This window comes from Neobacillus jeddahensis, assembly GCF_000612625.1.
Lineage (GTDB): Bacteria > Bacillota > Bacilli > Bacillales > Cytobacillaceae > Neobacillus > Neobacillus jeddahensis.
On sequence record NZ_CCAS010000076.1, the window covers coordinates 1 to 18,109 of the forward strand.

The 18,109-nt window shown below is 38.5% G+C and carries 15 protein-coding genes; 2 read left to right on the top strand and 13 right to left on the bottom strand.

Annotated elements, in window-relative coordinates; all coding sequences use genetic code 11:
* Positions 1 to 95 precede the first annotated feature (95 nt).
* The 7 genes from TY15_RS20700 to TY15_RS20730 all read right to left on the bottom strand — a co-directional run bounded on the left by TY15_RS20700 (position 96) and on the right by TY15_RS20730 (position 7,656).
* Positions 96 to 530, bottom strand: a complete 435-nt coding sequence (locus tag TY15_RS20700; protein ID WP_040208513.1) for a BrxA/BrxB family bacilliredoxin — start codon at positions 528 to 530, stop codon at positions 96 to 98.
* A 55-nt stretch (positions 531 to 585) separates the two neighbouring features.
* Positions 586 to 1,719: a conserved virulence factor C family protein gene (locus TY15_RS20705; protein ID WP_040208511.1), complete on the bottom strand. Its 1,134-nt coding sequence runs from the start codon at positions 1,717 to 1,719 to the stop codon at positions 586 to 588.
* 116 nt (positions 1,720 to 1,835) lie between these two features.
* Positions 1,836 to 3,722 (bottom strand): ABC-F family ATP-binding cassette domain-containing protein, encoded by a 1,887-nt coding sequence (locus TY15_RS20710; RefSeq protein ID WP_040208510.1) that lies wholly within the window; start codon positions 3,720 to 3,722, stop codon positions 1,836 to 1,838.
* Entirely contained in the window at positions 3,719 to 4,366 is a 648-nt protein-coding gene (locus TY15_RS20715; protein ID WP_040208508.1) for an HD domain-containing protein, read from the bottom strand. The genes TY15_RS20710 and TY15_RS20715 overlap by 4 nt, the downstream gene beginning before the upstream one ends.
* Positions 4,367 to 4,439: 73 nt before the next feature.
* Entirely contained in the window at positions 4,440 to 5,294 is an 855-nt protein-coding gene (locus tag TY15_RS20720) for a DegV family protein (protein ID WP_040208507.1), read from the bottom strand.
* Between the two features lie 135 nt (positions 5,295 to 5,429).
* On the bottom strand, positions 5,430 to 5,942 hold the full coding sequence (locus TY15_RS20725) for a hypothetical protein (RefSeq protein ID WP_040208506.1): 513 nt from the start codon (positions 5,940 to 5,942) through the stop codon (positions 5,430 to 5,432).
* A gap of 31 nt (positions 5,943 to 5,973) precedes the next feature.
* On the bottom strand, positions 5,974 to 7,656 hold the full coding sequence (locus TY15_RS20730) for a formate--tetrahydrofolate ligase (RefSeq protein ID WP_244440973.1): 1,683 nt from the start codon (positions 7,654 to 7,656) through the stop codon (positions 5,974 to 5,976).
* Positions 7,657 to 7,879: 223 nt separating this feature from the next.
* On the opposite strand from TY15_RS20730, the gene metA reads away from it, so the two are divergent.
* Entirely contained in the window at positions 7,880 to 8,788 is a 909-nt protein-coding gene (metA, locus tag TY15_RS20735; RefSeq protein WP_040208504.1) for a homoserine O-acetyltransferase MetA, read from the top strand.
* Positions 8,789 to 8,893: 105 nt separating this feature from the next.
* Positions 8,894 to 9,106: a DUF3892 domain-containing protein gene (locus TY15_RS20740; protein ID WP_040208502.1), complete on the top strand. Its 213-nt coding sequence runs from the start codon at positions 8,894 to 8,896 to the stop codon at positions 9,104 to 9,106.
* Positions 9,107 to 9,210: 104 nt separating this feature from the next.
* On the opposite strand, the gene mntR is transcribed toward TY15_RS20740, so the two are convergent.
* The 6 genes from mntR to TY15_RS20770 form a co-directional block, all read right to left on the bottom strand.
* Complete coding sequence (mntR, locus tag TY15_RS20745) at positions 9,211 to 9,633, bottom strand: transcriptional regulator MntR (protein WP_040208501.1); 423 nt, start codon at positions 9,631 to 9,633, stop codon at positions 9,211 to 9,213.
* 94 nt (positions 9,634 to 9,727) lie between these two features.
* A complete protein-coding gene (locus TY15_RS20750) occupies positions 9,728 to 11,896 on the bottom strand; it encodes a DNA topoisomerase III (RefSeq protein ID WP_040208500.1) in 2,169 nt (722 codons plus the stop codon).
* A gap of 93 nt (positions 11,897 to 11,989) precedes the next feature.
* Positions 11,990 to 13,711 (bottom strand): thiol reductant ABC exporter subunit CydC, encoded by a 1,722-nt coding sequence (gene cydC / locus TY15_RS20755; RefSeq protein WP_040208498.1) that lies wholly within the window; start codon positions 13,709 to 13,711, stop codon positions 11,990 to 11,992.
* Positions 13,708 to 15,426 carry a thiol reductant ABC exporter subunit CydD gene (cydD, locus tag TY15_RS20760; RefSeq protein WP_040208497.1) on the bottom strand — a complete coding sequence of 573 codons (1,719 nt, stop codon included), beginning with the start codon at positions 15,424 to 15,426 and terminating at the stop codon, positions 13,708 to 13,710. The genes cydC and cydD overlap by 4 nt, the downstream gene beginning before the upstream one ends.
* Positions 15,426 to 16,439, bottom strand: coding sequence for a cytochrome d ubiquinol oxidase subunit II (gene cydB / locus TY15_RS20765; RefSeq protein ID WP_040208495.1), 1,014 nt, complete (start codon positions 16,437 to 16,439; stop codon positions 15,426 to 15,428). The genes cydD and cydB overlap by 1 nt, the downstream gene beginning before the upstream one ends.
* A gap of 1 nt (position 16,440) precedes the next feature.
* On the bottom strand, positions 16,441 to 17,847 hold the full coding sequence (locus TY15_RS20770; protein ID WP_040208494.1) for a cytochrome ubiquinol oxidase subunit I: 1,407 nt from the start codon (positions 17,845 to 17,847) through the stop codon (positions 16,441 to 16,443).
* Positions 17,848 to 18,109 lie beyond the last annotated feature (262 nt).

Sequence of the window (18,109 nt, forward strand, 5' to 3'; positions counted from 1 at the left end):
CAGCAATCCTATCCAAAAATGACAAAAGACACCGAAAGGGAGGCCTCTCGATGCCTTTTGTCGCCAATCTGAAAGGATGTCAAATGACATCCTTTTTAGCAATGAGTTTTGAGTGCACCCATTAAATTTTCCATCACAGCTTCCATTGGCATTCCTTCAATATCATGCCTTGGAATGAAATGTACCACCTTTTTATCCTTTACCAATGCCATTGACGGAGATGAAGGCTCAATTCCTTCAAAATACTCACGCATTTTTGCTGTTGCTTCTTTATCCTGCCCAGCAAAAACTGTTACTAAATGTTCAGGCTTTTTCTCACTATTTAAAACAGCTTGTGTTGCCGCAGGTCGTGCTAATCCTGCTGCACAGCCGCAGACGGAATTCACAACCACTAAGGTCGTTCCAGTTGACTCGTTCATAAAAGCTTCAACTTCTTCAGGCGTTTTCAACTCTTCAAAACCTGCTCTTGTTAACTCTTCTCGCATTGGTACTACCATTTGTTTCATATATTCATCATACGCATTTGACATATTTTTCACTCCATTTCTCCTATTTAGGATACATTATTGTTTTGCTTTCACAAAATTATTGGTCTGTTTTTCTTGCCTCCGTCATTTGTTTCCATACAGACCCTTTAGCTTCCTCGCCGCCTTCAATTCTTTCAATCGCCATTTTGATTTGCATACTCACTTCAAATTCCGGGTCATTTTCCGCTTCCTTAAGAGCTGGAAGCGACTTTTCATCCCCCACTTCATAAAGGAACATCGCTGCCCGCCATCTGACTAATTTACTAACATCTTTTAAGGCGTTTGCCATTTCTTCAGATGCCTCAGGAAACCCTAAATCGGATAAACAATCGCCTGCCGTTCTTCTGACCGTCACTGTTTTATCCTTAAGAGCTCTATATAAAAGCGGCAATACCTCTTTTTCCTTGATCATACCAAGATATACTGTCGCAAGTCGGCGAATAGACGGTTTTTCATCTGATAAGGCCTTTTCTAGAACAGGTAAATCCTCTAATGCAGGGTCATCCATTTGTTCGAGCAGCTGATAGCGTACCTGCCAGTCTGGATTCATTAAATCATCCATCGTTGCTTTTTTCCGAGCCCGAATCGTTTTAGGACCAGATGTGGTTTCGATGGTCTGTGCTTTTTTTACGAGTGCTTCCAGACGCTCCTTTGGATAGGCAGCAATTAATTCTTCCACTACTTCCTGACCAATCTGTTCAAAATCTCCATATCTGACCCCTTGATTATGCCATTTTCGCAACAGGATATAATTATCTTCGGGTAGTTGCGCCTGTTCCCTCGCCTTTAAAAAGTAGTCTGGCATACCAAACCTGCGTTCAGTTGAACTATCTGTCAACTTTACTTGTAATGGAATTTCCTTAAACATTTGGACTTCTACCTTTATTTCACCAAAATGTTCATCCATCACTAAGCTTGAAGTCGCTTCGTCCGCTTTTTCTCCAAACGCTTGACGGACTTGTGGTAATAAATCTTTCCAATCATATTTCGCGTTCCGTTCGACTGCAAGAAAATCGGCGACATGATAGACACCTTTGATTCCATCAATTTGTAAAATCGCCTGAATAATGGCAGGGCCATCCGCAGCAGTATCTTTTTTATAATTATGACTCTTACCCATTGGTAGTTCTTGATCTAAATTGATTTTCATCGTATTTGGACTTGGCGTTGGTTCAATCGCCTTAATTTTCAAAGCCATCACCTAATTCTAATTGTTTTCTTTTACAAGTTTATCATATTAATTAAGATTCATTCATCGGTTATGCTCTTCAAAAACCGTAAGTCCATAAAAAGAGATCATAGGCTTTATTAGTTTTCAGCTATTTCTGCGAGATAGGACCAGCGCTCGATTAAGTACTCTAACTTCTCGTTTAATGCATTTTCCTGCTGCATTAATTCTTGTGCTTTTGTAAAATCACTGCCTACCTTTGCCATCTCTGTCTGTACTTCCTCTAGACTTGACTCTGTCTTCGCAATGACCTCGTCAATTTCTTCCCATTCCTTTTGCTCCTTGAAGGTCAACTTTTTCTTCTTTTCTTTTTCTTGCACTTTCACAGGCGAAACCGCCTTTGTTACTGTTTTTTGAGCTTCATGCGCTGTTTCTTTTTCAAGGTACTCACTGTAATTCCCATAGAATGAGCTTACTTTCCCTTCACCCCGTAAAATTAGCAGTTGTTCAGCCACTTTATCGAGAAAATAGCGATCATGGGAAACCGTGATAACAACGCCTGGAAATTCCTCCAAATAATCTTCAAGGACGGTTAAGGTTTGTGTATCAAGATCATTAGTAGGCTCATCTAGTAAAAGCACATTTGGTGCAGTCATCAAAAGCTTTAACAAGTAAAGACGACGTTTTTCTCCGCCAGACAGCTTGCGGATAGGAGTCCCATGCGTAAATGGAGGAAATAGAAAACGCTCAAGCATTTGCGCAGCAGATATTGTTTTCCCATCAGAGGTTTCGACGATCTCAGCAGTCTCTTTAATATACTCGATCATCCGCTTGTTTTCATCCATGTCTTCGCTTTCTTGGGTATAATAGGCAAACTTAACCGTTTGACCCATAATGATTTCACCTTCATCAAGCGGGATCTTATTAGCTAAAATATTTAATAATGTCGATTTACCAGTACCGTTATTACCGATAATACCAATTCTATCCCCTGGTTTGACCAATAAATCAAAATGAGTAAGAATCACTTTTTCTTCGTACCGTTTTGAAGCATCCTTTAATTCAAATACTTGTTTGCCTAGTCTGCTTCCATTTAACGAGATATCTAGTTTTTCTCCAGACGGTTTACCACCTGAAATTTTATTATCAAGCTCATCAAACCGTTGAATACGAGCCTTCTGTTTAGTTGATCTCGCTTTTGCACCACGTCTAATCCATTCAAGCTCTCTTCGAAAGAGATTTTTATTTTTCTCAAAGGTCGCCGCTTCGTTTTCTTCACGAATGGCCTTTGATTCTAAAAAGGCAGCATAATTACCTTTGTAAGCATACAGATTGCCTCCATCTAATTCAAACATACGGTTGGCGACTCTATCTAAAAAGTAGCGGTCATGCGTAACCAGTAAAATGCAGCCATTATACCGACTTAAATAATCTTCCAACCACTTCACCGAATCGAAATCGAGATGGTTGGTCGGCTCGTCCAGGATGAGCAGATCAGGCTCAGCAATTAATACTTGTGCCAAGGCCACCCTTTTTTTCTGTCCACCAGAAAGTTCGCCAATTTTCTTGGTAAAATCCTCTATCCCTAACTTCATTAAAATCGACTTAGCATTCGAGCTAGCATCCCATGCATTTAGTGCATCCATTTGCTTTTGTAATTGGAATAATTCTTCTTGAACAAGCGTATCAGTTGGGGAAATATTCAATTTCAATAAAGTCTTTTCATAGCCGCGCATCAAATTTAATACGGGAGCTTCTCCATGAAAAACTTGTTCGAGAACAGTCTTGTGTTCATCTAAATCTGGTTGTTGGTCCAAGAATGAAATGGAATAATCCTTTGCCGTAATGATCTTTCCCTCATCAGGCGTATCTATGCCAGCGATAATCTTCAATAGAGACGATTTTCCTGTACCATTAATTCCAATTAAGCCAACACGTTCTTTTTCGCTAATCGTAAATGAAATTTCGTTAAATAGCTGTTTCTCTCCATATGTTTTTGATACATTTTCCACTGTCAGCATTCTCATAAATCTAGTCCATCCCATTCTTGATAAAATTGTTCTAAAAACTCGACCATCATTTGTTGGCGACTCTCCGCCAATCCTCGAGCAGTTTCTGTATTAAGTAATTCTTTAAGTTTTAACAGTTTTTCATAGAAATGATGTATAGTAGTTGATTTTCCTTTTCGATATTCCTCGATACTCATCTCTTCCCTCACCTGAATAGCTGGGTCATAGATGGGTTGGCCCTTTTTCCCGCCATATGCAAACGCCCTTGCAATTCCGATCGCACCAATCGCATCTAAGCGGTCCGCATCTTGGACAATTTTTGCTTCAACCGATTGAAGTTTTGTATTTTTTCCACCCTTATATGAAATAGTTTCGATTATTTGTGTAATATGAATCTTGGCATTCTCAGAAAGGTTAATGGATTCAAAGAAGGCAGTCAGCTTCTCTTGACCTTTTTCAACGCTTTCGTTTAGTTTCTCATCAGAAATGTCATGGAGAAGCGCCGCCATTTCAATAATAAACGGGTCACCTGTCATTTCTTGTTTACAAATATGTAAGGCATTTCGCCGGACACGGTCGACATGGAACCAATCATGTCCCGTTGCATCGGCTCCTAATTCGTTTCGGACAAATTTTTCCGTATGTTCAATAATGTTAATCATATTACGTCACCTGCCTTCACCCTTGCTATTTTATCATGAAAGATAAATAAAAAATAACCCCAAATATTTGAGGTTAGTTATGCTGCAATCCATTAAACCAACTAATTCCTAGTGTATTTTCTCCCGCATGGACGCCGATAACAGCTCCTAATGGACAGCAAATGATGTCTACTTGTGGAAATTGTTCCTCCAATTGTTTTCGCCATTCATCTGCCTGATCTTTATGTAAACCATACAAAATATAAACTTCCTTAAATCGATTTTTTTCATAAGCTAATCGAAAATAATCAAGGATTTTTTCTTTTGCTTTTTTCTCACCTCTGACTTTTTCTTTGACACTAAGTGCACCGTTATCAATGGAAATAATCGGCTTCACGTTTAGCATACTGCCGAGAAAGAATTGTAAGCCTGACATCCGCCCGCCACGATGAAGCTGTTCTAAGCTGCCAACAAGTACATACGTCTCATTTGTGTCCCTCATTTGTTTCAATTGTTCTACTAATGATTGAATGCTATGACCGGATGCTAATAATTCCATTCCTTTTTTTAGTAAGGCAGTCATTGGATAGGTAAGGATTTGCGAATCAAAGGTCGTTACAGGAATATCAACGAGCTTTGCAGCTTGGTTACTTGAAGATACTGTCCCACTTAATTTACCTGAAATAAGAACGGTTACAATTTGGTCGTATTCTTTTGCGAGTTGTTCATATAAGGACTGAAACGCTCCAACAGATGGTTGTGAAGTTAATGGTGGATTCTTTAGCTGTTTTAGCTTTTCAAATAACTGTTTTGAAGTTAAGTCAATCCCATCGGAATATTCTTTTCCATCTAACAAAACGGTTAATGGAATCGTAAATAAATCAGGGTGGTTTTGAAGATCTTCCTCTAAGTATGCCGTACTATCGGTAACCCATGCCGTCCTAATCAATGTCATCTCCCCCTTTTCAGTACCTGGTCTTAATATCTGATTAGTATTATCCTACCCTTAAAATAGAAAATTGTAAATATTAAAACAATAAATAAAACCAGCTCTCACTTCCGCTGGTTTTATTCTGTATATTACCTATAGTCGGCTCAGTTGCTCAAGACTCGTCATCATAAACTCAGTCATCTCCACTAAATCATCCATTTGATCTTCTGTAACCAATCGATCAAAGTCGACTGTTAGGACAGTTGACTTTGTCTTGTTCGCTTCTAATGGATAAGAAATACTGGACAGTTCAATTTTCCTCGTTTCTCCCCATATACCGAGGAGGATATGTTTTACTTTTTGGTAATCTACTTCACTGCTAGTCTTGATGATAAATTTTAACTCCACATAGCATCCAGCAAGCTGATTTGTTGCAGAGCTTGACAATAATTCTGCAGTCAAATTGTGAAGCTTAGACTCTAATTTCATTATTCCTGAAACCATCTTGTCAGGTAACTGAAAGACTATGTCGAAGGAACGAGACATTTTGGCCATGTTCATTACATCATTTCGATCTGTAATGACAAGTTCGCCTCGAAGGTCTCTATCGTATATTGCTCCTTCCAATACCACTTTCATATTGTCAAATGCTGTTGGATCAAACATGAATTCTTTTTACTCCTCCTAGGCCATCTTTTTAGAAGAGCCCAATTGCATTCCCATTCTCATCCACATCCATATTTAGGGCTGCAGGTTTCTTTGGAAGACCTGGCATCGTCATCACCTCGCCTGTTAGGGCAACAATAAATCCAGCTCCAATCGATGGCTTGAATTCTCTAATCGTAACCGTAAAGTCAGTTGGACGACCTAGTTTGGTCGGATCATCAGACAAAGAATATTGTGATTTTGCCATACAGACAGGCAGATTAGACCAACCAAACTTTTCAAAGTCTACTAATTGTTTTTTGGCTTTTGGTGAAAACTCAACAGTTTTCCCACCATAAACTTTTTGAACAATTGTCATTATTTTTTGTTCAATTGAGTCAGAGATGTCATATAAAGGATGGAAATTATTCACACCTTTATCGATAACTTCTAATAATTTTTCCGCCAGCTCAATGCCGCCAGCTCCACCTTTTTCCCAAACCTCGGTTAAGGCAACTGCGACATTCTCTCGTTCACACCAGTCAAGCAAGGTATGGACTTCTAAGTCCGTGTCAGAAATAAATTTATTGATTGCTACAACTACTGGTAAACCAAAACACTTAATGGTTTCTATATGTTTTTGTAAATTAGCAACTCCAATGCTAAGACATGGAACGTTCTCTTTGGCTAAATCTTGTTTTGCGACTCCACCATGCATTTTCAAAGCACGAATCGTCGCAACGACGACGACTGCTTCTGGTTTAATCCCCGCACTCCTAGATTTAATATGTAAAAACTTCTCGGCTCCTAAATCGGCACCAAAGCCACCTTCCGTAATAACAAAATCTGCTAACTTCGTTGCGGCAGTGGTTGCAATCACACTGTTACACCCATGGGCAATATTAGCAAATGGTCCTCCATGAATGAGTGCGGGAGTATGTTCAATGGTTTGGACTAAATTGGGCTTTACTGCCTCTTTTAGCAGTAAGGTTAAGGCTCCTTCAACACCAAGATCTCCTACCGTTACTGGTTCTTTATCACCATTATAGGCAATAACCATTCGTGATAATCTTAATTTTAAATCCTTTAAGTCAGATGCTAAACATAATACTGCCATTATTTCCGAAGCTACCGTAATATCAAAACCATCTTCTCGTGGTACACCTTGAAGCGGACCACCAAGTCCAATAATCACTTTTCTTAAGGCCCGATCATTTAAATCAAGAGCCCGTTTCCAAACAATCCGACGCTGATCTATGTTTAGTTCATTTCCTTGTTGGAGATGGTTATCAATTAATGCGGCAAGTGCATTGTTTGCTGTAGTTATCGCGTGAAGATCACCTGTAAAATGTAAATTAATGTCCTCCATTGGTAAGACTTGTGAGTAACCACCACCAGTGGCTCCACCCTTAATTCCCATTGTGGGGCCAAGTGAAGGTTCACGCATCGCAATCATCGCTTTTTTTCCGATCTTATTAAAGGCATCACCAAGTCCAACGGTAACAGTCGATTTTCCTTCACCCGCAGGGGTTGGATTAATCGAAGTGACGAGAATAACTTTTCCACTTTCGTTTGTCTTCAACTTTGCTAATGCTTCATTAGATATTTTCGCTTTATATTTACCATAAAGCTCAAGATCATCTTCCTGTAACCCGATTTTTGCCGCAATCTCTACAATTGGCTTCATTTCCGATGCTTGCGCAATTTCAATGTCCGACTTTACTGATGTTTTCATAGCCACATGAATCCCCCGCATTCAGCATATTTAATAACCTAAACTACCACTCCATTGTATCAAAATACCCCATTCATTTCCGATAATTTATTTTTAAAAAATTATTATCTTTTCTGAATTTATAATAATGTTTATAATGTACATATCGAATTTTTTACTATTCATTGACTTTATGGGGAAGCCATTGTATTCGTACTTTAATATTTGAGAAGGGGATGGTCACTTGCCAATTAACATTCCAAAGCTTTTACCTGCCCGTGAGGTTCTTGAGCAGGAAAATATTTTCATAATGGACATTGAACGTGCTGGTAGCCAGGATATCAGGCCATTAAATATTCTCATTTTGAATTTAATGCCTGAAAAAGAAAAAGCAGAAACACAGTTATTACGTTTACTAGGTAACTCTCCGCTACAGGTAAATGTAAATTTTTTAAAAACAAACTCCTATGAATCTACCCATACGAGTAAACAACACTTGGAGCAGTTTTATACGACCTTCCAGCAAATCAAGAATCAAAAATTTGACGGAATGATTATTACGGGTGCTCCTGTTGAACTCTTAGCATTTGATCAGGTCAAATATTGGTCAGAATTAACAGAGATAATGGACTGGGCCAACCATAATGTTACGTCAACTTTACATATTTGTTGGGGGGCGCAAGCAGGGCTTTACTATCATTATGGTATTGATAAATTTGAGCTGCGGCGGAAATGCTCAGGAATCTACGCTCACCGTATTTTCGAACAAAATGATACTTTATTACGAGGCTTTGATGATCAATTTTTTGCACCACATTCCCGCTACACGGATGTATCTATTGAGGCTATTTTGAAAAATCCCCATTTAAAATTACTAGCCGCCTCAGAAGATGCTGGAGCACTTTTGATTGCTTCTAATGATCGAAAACACGTCATGATCACTGGACATTTAGAATATGAATCTGATTCGCTTGCTCAGGAATATGAAAGAGACTTAAATAAAGGTCTTGAGATCCATATGCCCGAAAATTATTTTCCTAACAATGATCCAACACAGCCCCCTATTAACCGTTGGCGCTCTCATGGACACTTGTTCTTTTCCAATTGGCTCAATTATTATGTTTATCAGGAAACTCCTTTTTTTTGGGGTTAAAGAACTGTCCTTTCTCGCAACTTCTTAATTCCTAATAATTGAATATCCCCTTTTGTTTATTTTTCATATGATATAGAAATAATAGTATGGAAAGGGGAATGATTCATGGAAACGATCACAGCAGTTCATCGAAATCATTTTGGGGAGATTATCAGTTTTGTCACTTCCGAGGGGAGAATTATTTCCTACCGTAAAGCGTTAATGGATGCCGAAAACGGCCTGATTCAAGGGGTACAGCCTGTCAATGGCGGAGAAGGTACTACTCTCCTTGCGCCAGATACTCATTCTTCTTTTGACGATTACCCTAATTTATTTTAAAAGCACCTAGCTTTTTTCGGCTAGGTGCTTTCTTGTAATATCAGAATTTATATGTTTCGATTTTGAAAATTGTCCAATTCCAGGCGCCACGTACTTTCCCTGTATCATCCATGTTCATTTTGTTTTTGAATATCTTTTAATGCACTCACCCTATTTTGGTCATCTTCAAAAAACTGGACAAGATCTCCAATTCGATCGATTGAATCCCAACTCAAGTGATGTTCAATCCCTTCAACATCATGGTAAATGTTTTCATCCTTAACGCCAATAATTTTGAGGAATTGTTCTAGTAACTCATGACGAAAGACTAAACGTTTGCCAATTTTGTTCCCTTTAGACGTTAAACTAAAGCCTCTGTATTTTTCATAAACTAAATAGTCGTCTTTATCAAGTTTTTGCACCATTTTCGTAACTGAGGAGGGATGAACAGATAGCGCTTCGGCAATATCTGAGACCCGGGCGTATCCTTTTTCTTCAATTAATATATATATTTGTTCAATATAATCTTCCATACTTGGTGTTGGCATCCCTTGACCTCCAAAAAAATTACTCAACTTAAAGTTTACTATAGAAGAAAATGAGTGACAAGGATCTTTATCACTTTGTTGATGCTGGAAGGAACTATTTATTTGCCGTTTCTTCAAACAAAAACTTAACTCTTTGTTCCTGTTCATCTAGGAAAAGTCTTGCATTGAAGGTTTTATCCTTGTTGACAAAGCCTTCAATCAGTTCTGTTTTTCCTTCTGAAAGAAGCAATTTTACGTTTTTTTGGGTAATGTTTTTTCCAAGAATTTTTTTAGAGATGGTAAAATTACATTGGTTATTTTTATAGTTACTGCACCCGTAAAAGCTTCCTTTATCAATAATAACCCCATCGCACTTTTTACAAGATCCAAGTTTGGTAACAGATTTTTTCCGTCCCTTTTGTTTACCTGGAGTAAAATTTTCAGTAACCTCTTCAGAAAATGACCAATTGCCCGCTTGCTCCATACTAGAAGATATTAAATGGACAACCATCTTTTTTGTTTGTTCCATAAAATGCTTTGGTACGGCGGAGCCTTCCGAAATCTCCTTCAGTTTTTGCTCCCACTTCGCTGTCATCTCTGGTGATGCAAGAATTTCTTGTCCGATTGCCTCAATTAAAATTTTAGCCTTTGCCGTTGCATACACAACATTCTTCTTTACTTCAATATATAAGCGATCCTTAAGCATAGTGATAATTCCCGCTCTAGTAGCCTCTGTTCCTAGACCCTCTGTTTTTGATAAAATTTTTTCAAGCTCTTTATCATCAATATGCTTACCAGCCGTTTTCATTAATGTAATCAGCTGGCCCTCCGTATAACGTTTGGGCGGTTGTGTCTGACTGTCTTTCACTTCCACCTTACCAGTTTTCCCTTGCTCTCCCTTTGTCAGTAAAGGAAGCTCTGGTACGTCCTCACGGTCCTTTGAATACAAGACCTTTCTCCAACCCTCTTCTAATTGTACCTTCCCCTTAGAAATAAAGGCTGCTCTTCCATCGACTAACGTAGTAACGGTGGTATATTCTACTACTGACTTATTGTAATGAGCAGCAATTAAACTTGTTACAATTAAATCATAGATTTTCCGTTCGTCAGGACTAAGCCTTTCCACATTGGGGATTTGTTCTGTTGGGATAATCGCATAGTGATCAGTTACTTTCTTTTCGTTTACATAACGTTTGTTATTTACGATGGAATCAACTGGTAATGGAAAATAACTCGTATAATCTTTCATATTGCTTAACTTTTTCAAAATTTCAGGGAAGGTATTGGCTTCTTCTTTCGTCACATACCTTGAATCTGAGCGGGGATATGATACAAAACCTTTTTGATAGAGTTTTTGTAGGGTATCTAACGTATTTTTAGGCGGAAATTTATAACGTTTATTTGCCTCTGCCTGTAATGCTGAAAGGTTGTAAAGGAGTGGTGGTAGAAATTCCTTTCTTTCGGATAGGACCTCGTCCACTTCAGCCGGTTTTTCTCGGCAAAAGGCCGCCACTTTTTCCGCCAACTCCTTAGTCTTTATGCGAGTTTCTCCATCATTCTGCCACTTCCCAGTATATTTCTTACCGTTCATAGCAAAATGGGCAAGAACCTCCCAAAAAGGCTCAGACTTAAAGTGCTCAATCTCTAGTTCTCTTTTTACGATGAGTGCTAAAGTGGGTGTTTGGACCCGTCCAACAGAAAAGACATCTGAAAATCCCTTCTTTTGTAGAAGTAAACTATAAAGCCTTGATCCGTTCATTCCTACTACCCAATCTGCACATGCACGGGTATAAGCCTCAAAGTATAAACTTTTTGTATCCTTTTCATCTAATAATTTAGTAAATCCTTCACGAATCGCGTTCGGTGTTAAGGAAGAAATCCACAGACGTTTCATTGGCTTTTTACAGTTGGTTAATCGTAAAATGTTCCGAATGATTAACTCACCTTCGCGCCCAGCATCCCCTGCATGGATAATTTCTGTCACTGCTGGGTTTGAGACTAGTTTTTTGATAACAGCAAATTGCTTTGCTTTATCTTTCGTTACTTCATACTGGAATTGTTCAGGTATGATTGGCAAGTTATCTAAAGACCATTTTTTCCAGCCTGCTTCATACTTTTCTGGGGAAACAAGCTGACACAGGTGACCGATTGCCCAAGTCACGTAGGCCCCTTTCGTAAACATATCATTTGGAAAAATTTCAATAAAGCCACTTTGCTTTTTGTGTTTAAAAATAGAAGCTAGAGTCGAACCCTGATCGGGCTTTTCCGCAATAATTAATTTCATTTCATATGCTCCTTTTTACGTTACCCACATTCATTTTCCCACTTCAAATCAATTTCGTAAAGCGATAAAATAAGGGATTCAAATGGAGCTTCCTTAAGAAAATGGTCGATCTAGGGCATAAAGTTGCCGATATCTTGCTTCATTTTTTAGTAATTGTTGATGAGTACCTTCCATGACAATTTTTCCATTATCAAGAAAAAGAATCCGATCCATTTTATCTACTCCGATTAAATGATGGGTCACCCATATGATCGTCTTATCCTTTAAGGTGTCAAACATCATGGCTAGTAATGTTGCTTCTGTAATGGGGTCGAGACCAACTGTGGGTTCGTCCAATAAGACAACTGGGGTATTTTGCAGTAATACTCTTGCCAAGGCAATCCGCTGCCTCTCACCACCTGAAAATCGCTGTCCCGTTTCTTGCATATTTGTCTCATACCCATTAGGTAATTTCCTAATCATCTCATCTAATTGGACCATCCGTGCTGCTTGATATACTTCCTCATCCGTTGCATTTGGATTTCCAAGTCGGATGTTATTGATGACGGATGTATTAAACAAATAGGCTTTTTGATTAAGTACGGCCATTACTTTTGGCATTATTGATTCCAAATAATGCGCCTTTTGACCATTAATCGTGACTTCCCCTCCGGCAGGGACAAGGGCTCCATATATGAGTTTTAAAACAGTCGACTTCCCTGAACCGCTCCTTCCGATTATCGCTATTTTCTGACCTTGAGTCACTTGAATATTCACACTGTCCAACAATCTTTTCTCCGTATAACTAAAAGTTACACCCTTTAGTTCAATTGAAATAGGCGACCTACTTGGTAGACCTTCGTCCAGTTCATCCTGTATAGGTTCTGCCGTTTGAATAGACTCTAGTCGATTTACCGAATCTTGATATATGGTTGTATCACTAATCGCTCCGGCAAGTGGTAAAAAGGATTCTAGCAATGACAGCATTACCAACCCAAAGGCAGCAATGAAAGTCCCTGGCACTTCTCCACTCATTTTTAAGTCGTTTGCAGTATAAATAGAAAACAGAACAATAGCCCCGAGGATAATCTGATTACTTAAATCGCGCCAGTTTAAGAAGTTATTCTTCTTTTTTTCAAGATCAAGCAGTTTCTGCTCTTGGCGTTCATATCGATGAATCATATCTACATAATGACCACTAAAAATCCAGTCACTTATACCAAATATAGTTTCTGTAAATTGTTGATATAATTGATTTCTGCCAGTTTTTATTTGTTCATTCTTTGTTTTCATATACAATAGGGAAACAATGGGCCCTACAAAAACCAGCAACCCAATGAATAGGACAAGACTAATCGCAAACGAAACTGAGAAAAAGCCCGCCCAAACAATAATTAGGACATAAATGACTAAAGAAACAATCGCAGGAAATAAGGTTTTTAAATAAAAGTCCTGTAGATGATCGATATCATTAGCAAGCACGCCAAGAATGTCACCCGTTCGGAATCTTGAACGGATAAATAAAGCTTGCGGTTCAACTATTTTATAGAGTCTAATCCGCATCTCGGATAAGATTTTTAAAATTAAGCTATGACCAATTAATCTTTCCACGTAACTTAAAGCAGCTCGGCCTATTCCAAAGGTCCGAACCCCTACTATTGGTACATAAACCATTAAAATCGATTCAGGTTGAGTTGCCGCTTTTGAAATAAGATAACCAGATGTAAACATTAACGAAGCTCCAAAAAGGATCGTTAAGGCGCCGAGTAGAATTGAAAGGGTAAATAATCCTCGATTTTGTTGTAAATAAGGGAAGAGCCATTTTTTTTTATTCATGAGATTCCCCCCATTTGTTGCTGAACAAGCTGACGGTATGTCCCCTTTTGTTCCATTAATTGGATATGTGTACCCCGTTCTACAAGATGTCCGTGATTAAGTACGAGAATTTGGTCCATATTGAGCATCCAATGTAAGCGATGGGTAGCAAAAAATACGAGTTTTTTATCAAACAATCGCAGCATAGTTTCTTTTAACTCATCTTCTGTTTCAATATCCAAATGCGCTGTGGGCTCATCTAGTAGAATAATCGGACGATTCCCAATAAAGGCGCGAGCTAGAGCGATACGCTGCTCCTGTCCCCCACTAAGTGCTTGCCCACCATCTCCAATGATCGTATCAAGTCCTTTCGGTAAATCCTGCATCACTTCTAATAAGCCTGCACTTTTTACTGCTTCAAAGACTTCCTCCATGTTTGCATTAGGGTGATAAAAGCGGATATTGTTGAACAGTGTATCATTAAAAATATATGGATGCTGTGGAATATAACTTACTTGTCTTTGCCAATCCAAAACAGATAAGGATGTTATCTTCTGATCACCGAGTTGAATTTCTCCGCTTGTTGGTGGTATAAAACCGCCTAATACATCAATTAAAGTAGATTTACCTGCACCACTAGCACCGATAATCCCAATTTTTTTTACACCCGCTATGGAAAAATTTATATTCTGCAATCCTTCCTGATTACTTTCAGGAAACATAACATTTAAATCTTTAATGGCTAATCTACTGGTTGAATCCCAAATCGGGACACGGACTTGGAGTTGAACTATTGACTCCTTAGCAATAATTTCCTCCATTTTTTTACCTGCATTTTTCCCATCAAGTGTAGCGTGGTAATCTGCACCAAGTTCTCTTATTGGTAAAAAATATTCAGGAGCTAAAATTAAAATGGTTAAGGCAGGGAAAAGTTCCATCGTGCCATTTATTAAGCCCATCCCTAAGAAAACAGCAACCGTGGCAATTGAAAGCATTGTAAAAAAGTCCATCGCAAAGGAAGATAAGAAGGCTAATTTCAATGTTGCCATCGTGGAGCGCCTATATCTTTCACTTACTAAGGAAATTTGATCAATATGCTGCTTACTTAGACCTAAATATTTAAGTGTCTCCAGTCCTCTTAATGAATCTACAAAGTGATTAGATAATAAATGATAGGATTCGTATTGTTGATCCGCTTTACTTTTTGCCGCATATCCGAGTAGAATCATAAAAGCAATCAGGATAGGGACTGCCAGTCCTAAAATGACTGCCGAACGAATATTTAAATAAAATATCACAAGTAAAATAGTGACTGGGATGAGTGCCATGTTCATTGTTTTGATAAAAATTAGCTCGAGATAGCGGCGAAATCGTCTCATGCCTTCCATTACTAAGGTAATGGTCTGGCCAGACCCTTCACCTCTTACAAACCTCGGACCAAGTTGAAATAATTTTTGCATCAATTCATCGAGAAGATTTTCACTCGTTTTTTTAGCAAATTGAAAGGCAATAGTCTTTTTCCATCCCGTGATCAATTGCCTTACGATAAGAGCGATAATGAATAGGAGTAAACTATTTACGACCTGACGAAACAAATCTCCCCCAAAAAGGGAGGAGATTGCTTCTGCCAATGAATAGGCCTGTATAATAATCATGACACTTTGAAAAACAGTCAAGATAGAAAGTTTCACCAAATGCAGTTTCACGCCATTATAGGAAAACAACACTTTATCCATCAGTAGGTTAAATGCTCCTTCTCAGATACACGTTTCCGGAAAACATAATAACTCCAAATCGTATATCCCAATACAAATGGTAATACTGTTAACGCAACAATCGTCATGATTTTTAAAGAATACGCCCCACTTGAGGCATTATAAACTGTTAAATCAAATGCCTTGCTGATCGAGCTAATCATTACTCTTGGGAATAGCCCAACGAAAATGGCAGAAATCGTTGCAGCTAAACCTAATCCTGACATCGTAAAGGCCAAGCCTTCGCGTTGTTTTGTATTAAAATACCACGATAAACCATATGCTAGGACAATTAGAACGACAAGAGCTATCTCTGGAATGAGGCGTACCTCAAAAATATCTGTCATGAAATAGGACAAGACCACTAAAACCACTAGCGCCCCCAAAACCGCGACAATTACTTTTTTAGCCAATTGAGAGGCACGCTTTCTAATATCGTCAACCGTCTTTAGTGATAAGAAATAGAGACCATGTAAAAAGCAAAGTAATGTTACCGTTAATCCGCCCCAAAGCGAATAAACATTAATAAAATCAGTGAAGCCAGCTCTCATATTCATATCATCTTGTATCGGCATACCTTTAAGCATACTTGTAAATAGGACTCCAAGCAAAAATGGCGGTAAAAGGCTTCCGAAAAAAATGACCCAATCCCAAATTTTTGTCCATTTCGGATTATCGACTTTACGACGGAATTCAAACGAGACGCCGCGTCCAATTAAACACAGTAGGACAGCAAGCAATGGAATATAATAGCCGCTAAACATCGTTGCATACCAATGTGGAAATGCAGCGAAGATGGCTCCCCCACCCGTTAATAACCAAACCTCATTTGCATCCCAGAAGGGTCCAATCGTATTAACCATAACCGTACGTTCCGTTTGTCCTCGAGCTAAAAATCGAGTTGCCATGCCTACACCAAAATCAAAGCCTTCCAGGAAGAAAAATCCAATAAAAACGACAGCGATTAAGACAAACCACAATTCACTTAATTCCATCTTAAGCACCTACCTTATTAAAAGGATCCGTTGAAATCTTATCATTGCTGTGATGTTTCATTTCTGGTCCTTTCTTAATTTCTCGAACTAATAAATAAATCATCACACCTGCAAGAATAGTAAAAATCAACATATACATAATAATCGAGAAAAGTATTGTTCCTGATGAAACATTTGGTGAAACAGCATCAGCTGTGGTCATTAAGCCAAAAACAGACCATGGCTGACGGCCAATTTCAGTCATCACCCAGCCAAACGTATTAGCAAGAAACGGGAATGAAATAGCAGGCAGCAATAGTTTCAAGAACAAACGACTGCGATCCAATGCATTCTTTCTCCATAAATAGGCTCCCACTAAAGCTAATAAAATCATCGCTACCCCAAAGCCAATCATTAATCTAAAACTCCAGTAGGTTGTCTTAACAGGCGGAATATAGTTTGTTCCCTTTCCGACAACGGAATCATACTTCACCGAATATTCCTTTTGTAATGTTTCCATTCCTTTTAGGCCGCCTTCAAATTTTGAATAGGCTAAAAAGCTCATTGCATATGGTATTTCAATTTCAAATTTGTTCTCTTTTTTCATCGTATCAATGATCGCTAATGCAGACCATGGTGCTGGATCTGGGGTATCCTTCCAGATCCCTTCTGCAGCTGCCATTTTCATCGGCTGTGTTTTCACTAAGTATTGGGCTTGAGTATGCCCACTTAAGGCAGTCCCAATACTACCAATTAACCCGATGACTATGGCTAATTTCATAGATGCTTTATAAAATTCAACATGTTTCTTTTTTAGTAAATTATAGGCACTAATCCCAGCAACGAAAAAGGCCCCTGTACACAACGCCCCAGTTAGAACATGGGGAAATTCTACTAATAACTGACCATTTGTGATCAATGCAAAGAAATCATTCATTTCTGCCCGACCCTTGTTCATTTCAAAACCAACCGGGACTTGCATAAAGGAATTTGCGGATAAAATCCAAAAGCCTGATAAAATAGTCCCAATTGACACGAGCCAAATACAAGCGAGATGGAGTTTTTTCGATAAGCGCTCCCAGCCAAATATCCAGAGACCTATAAAGGTTGATTCCATGAAAAAGGCAAGCAATGCTTCAATTGCCAGTGGTGCGCCAAAAACATCCCCTACAAATCTTGAATAATCTGACCAGTTCATTCCAAATTGAAACTCTTGGATGATCCCTGTGACAACTCCAACAGCGAAGTTAATGAGAAATAAATGTCCCCAAAATTTCGCCATTTTTTTGTAAAGCTCGTTTCCCTTCCTTACATACATCGTTTCCATTAGAGCAACCATAAAAACTAGCCCAATAGAAAGCGGTACGAAGAAAAAGTGGAAAATCGTTGTCGATGCAAATTGTATCCTTGCCAACAACACTTGATCCATTTTAATCCTCCTCCAAAAGTATAATCTTGTTCACTCTTTCACATTCCGATTTACAATTATTCTTATATAGATATTGAGCAAAGGTAAAATAATAATTATTATTTATTAATAATACATATTATTTATCTTTATTCATTCTTTATATTAGCAAATGTTGTCACGAAATTTTCATTTGAGTTTGACGATATTGTGACAAAAATAACTGAAACGAAAAGAAGACTCCTTCACAATGGAGTCTTCTCAGATTGTCGACAAAAGGCAA

Bases quoted from the DNA above. Each gene is read 5' to 3' on its own strand.
- mntR (WP_040208501.1), bottom strand. From the start codon at position 9,633: ATGCCAACACCAAGTATGGAAGATTATATTGAACAAATATATATATTA.
- TY15_RS20725 (WP_040208506.1), bottom strand. From the start codon at position 5,942: ATGTTTGATCCAACAGCATTTGACAATATGAAAGTGGTATTGGAAGGA.
- TY15_RS20700 (WP_040208513.1), bottom strand. From the start codon at position 530: ATGTCAAATGCGTATGATGAATATATGAAACAAATGGTAGTACCAATG.
- TY15_RS20715 (WP_040208508.1), bottom strand. From the start codon at position 4,366: ATGATTAACATTATTGAACATACGGAAAAATTTGTCCGAAACGAATTA.
- cydD (WP_040208497.1), bottom strand. From the start codon at position 15,426: ATGGATAAAGTGTTGTTTTCCTATAATGGCGTGAAACTGCATTTGGTG.
- TY15_RS20730 (WP_244440973.1), bottom strand. From the start codon at position 7,656: ATGAAAACATCAGTAAAGTCGGACATTGAAATTGCGCAAGCATCGGAA.
- TY15_RS20710 (WP_040208510.1), bottom strand. From the start codon at position 3,722: ATGAGAATGCTGACAGTGGAAAATGTATCAAAAACATATGGAGAGAAA.
- TY15_RS20750 (WP_040208500.1), bottom strand. From the start codon at position 11,896: ATGAAATTAATTATTGCGGAAAAGCCCGATCAGGGTTCGACTCTAGCT.
- TY15_RS20770 (WP_040208494.1), bottom strand. From the start codon at position 17,847: ATGGATCAAGTGTTGTTGGCAAGGATACAATTTGCATCGACAACGATT.
- cydB (WP_040208495.1), bottom strand. From the start codon at position 16,439: ATGGAATTAAGTGAATTGTGGTTTGTCTTAATCGCTGTCGTTTTTATT.
- cydC (WP_040208498.1), bottom strand. From the start codon at position 13,711: ATGAATAAAAAAAAATGGCTCTTCCCTTATTTACAACAAAATCGAGGA.
- TY15_RS20740 (WP_040208502.1), top strand. From the start codon at position 8,894: ATGGAAACGATCACAGCAGTTCATCGAAATCATTTTGGGGAGATTATC.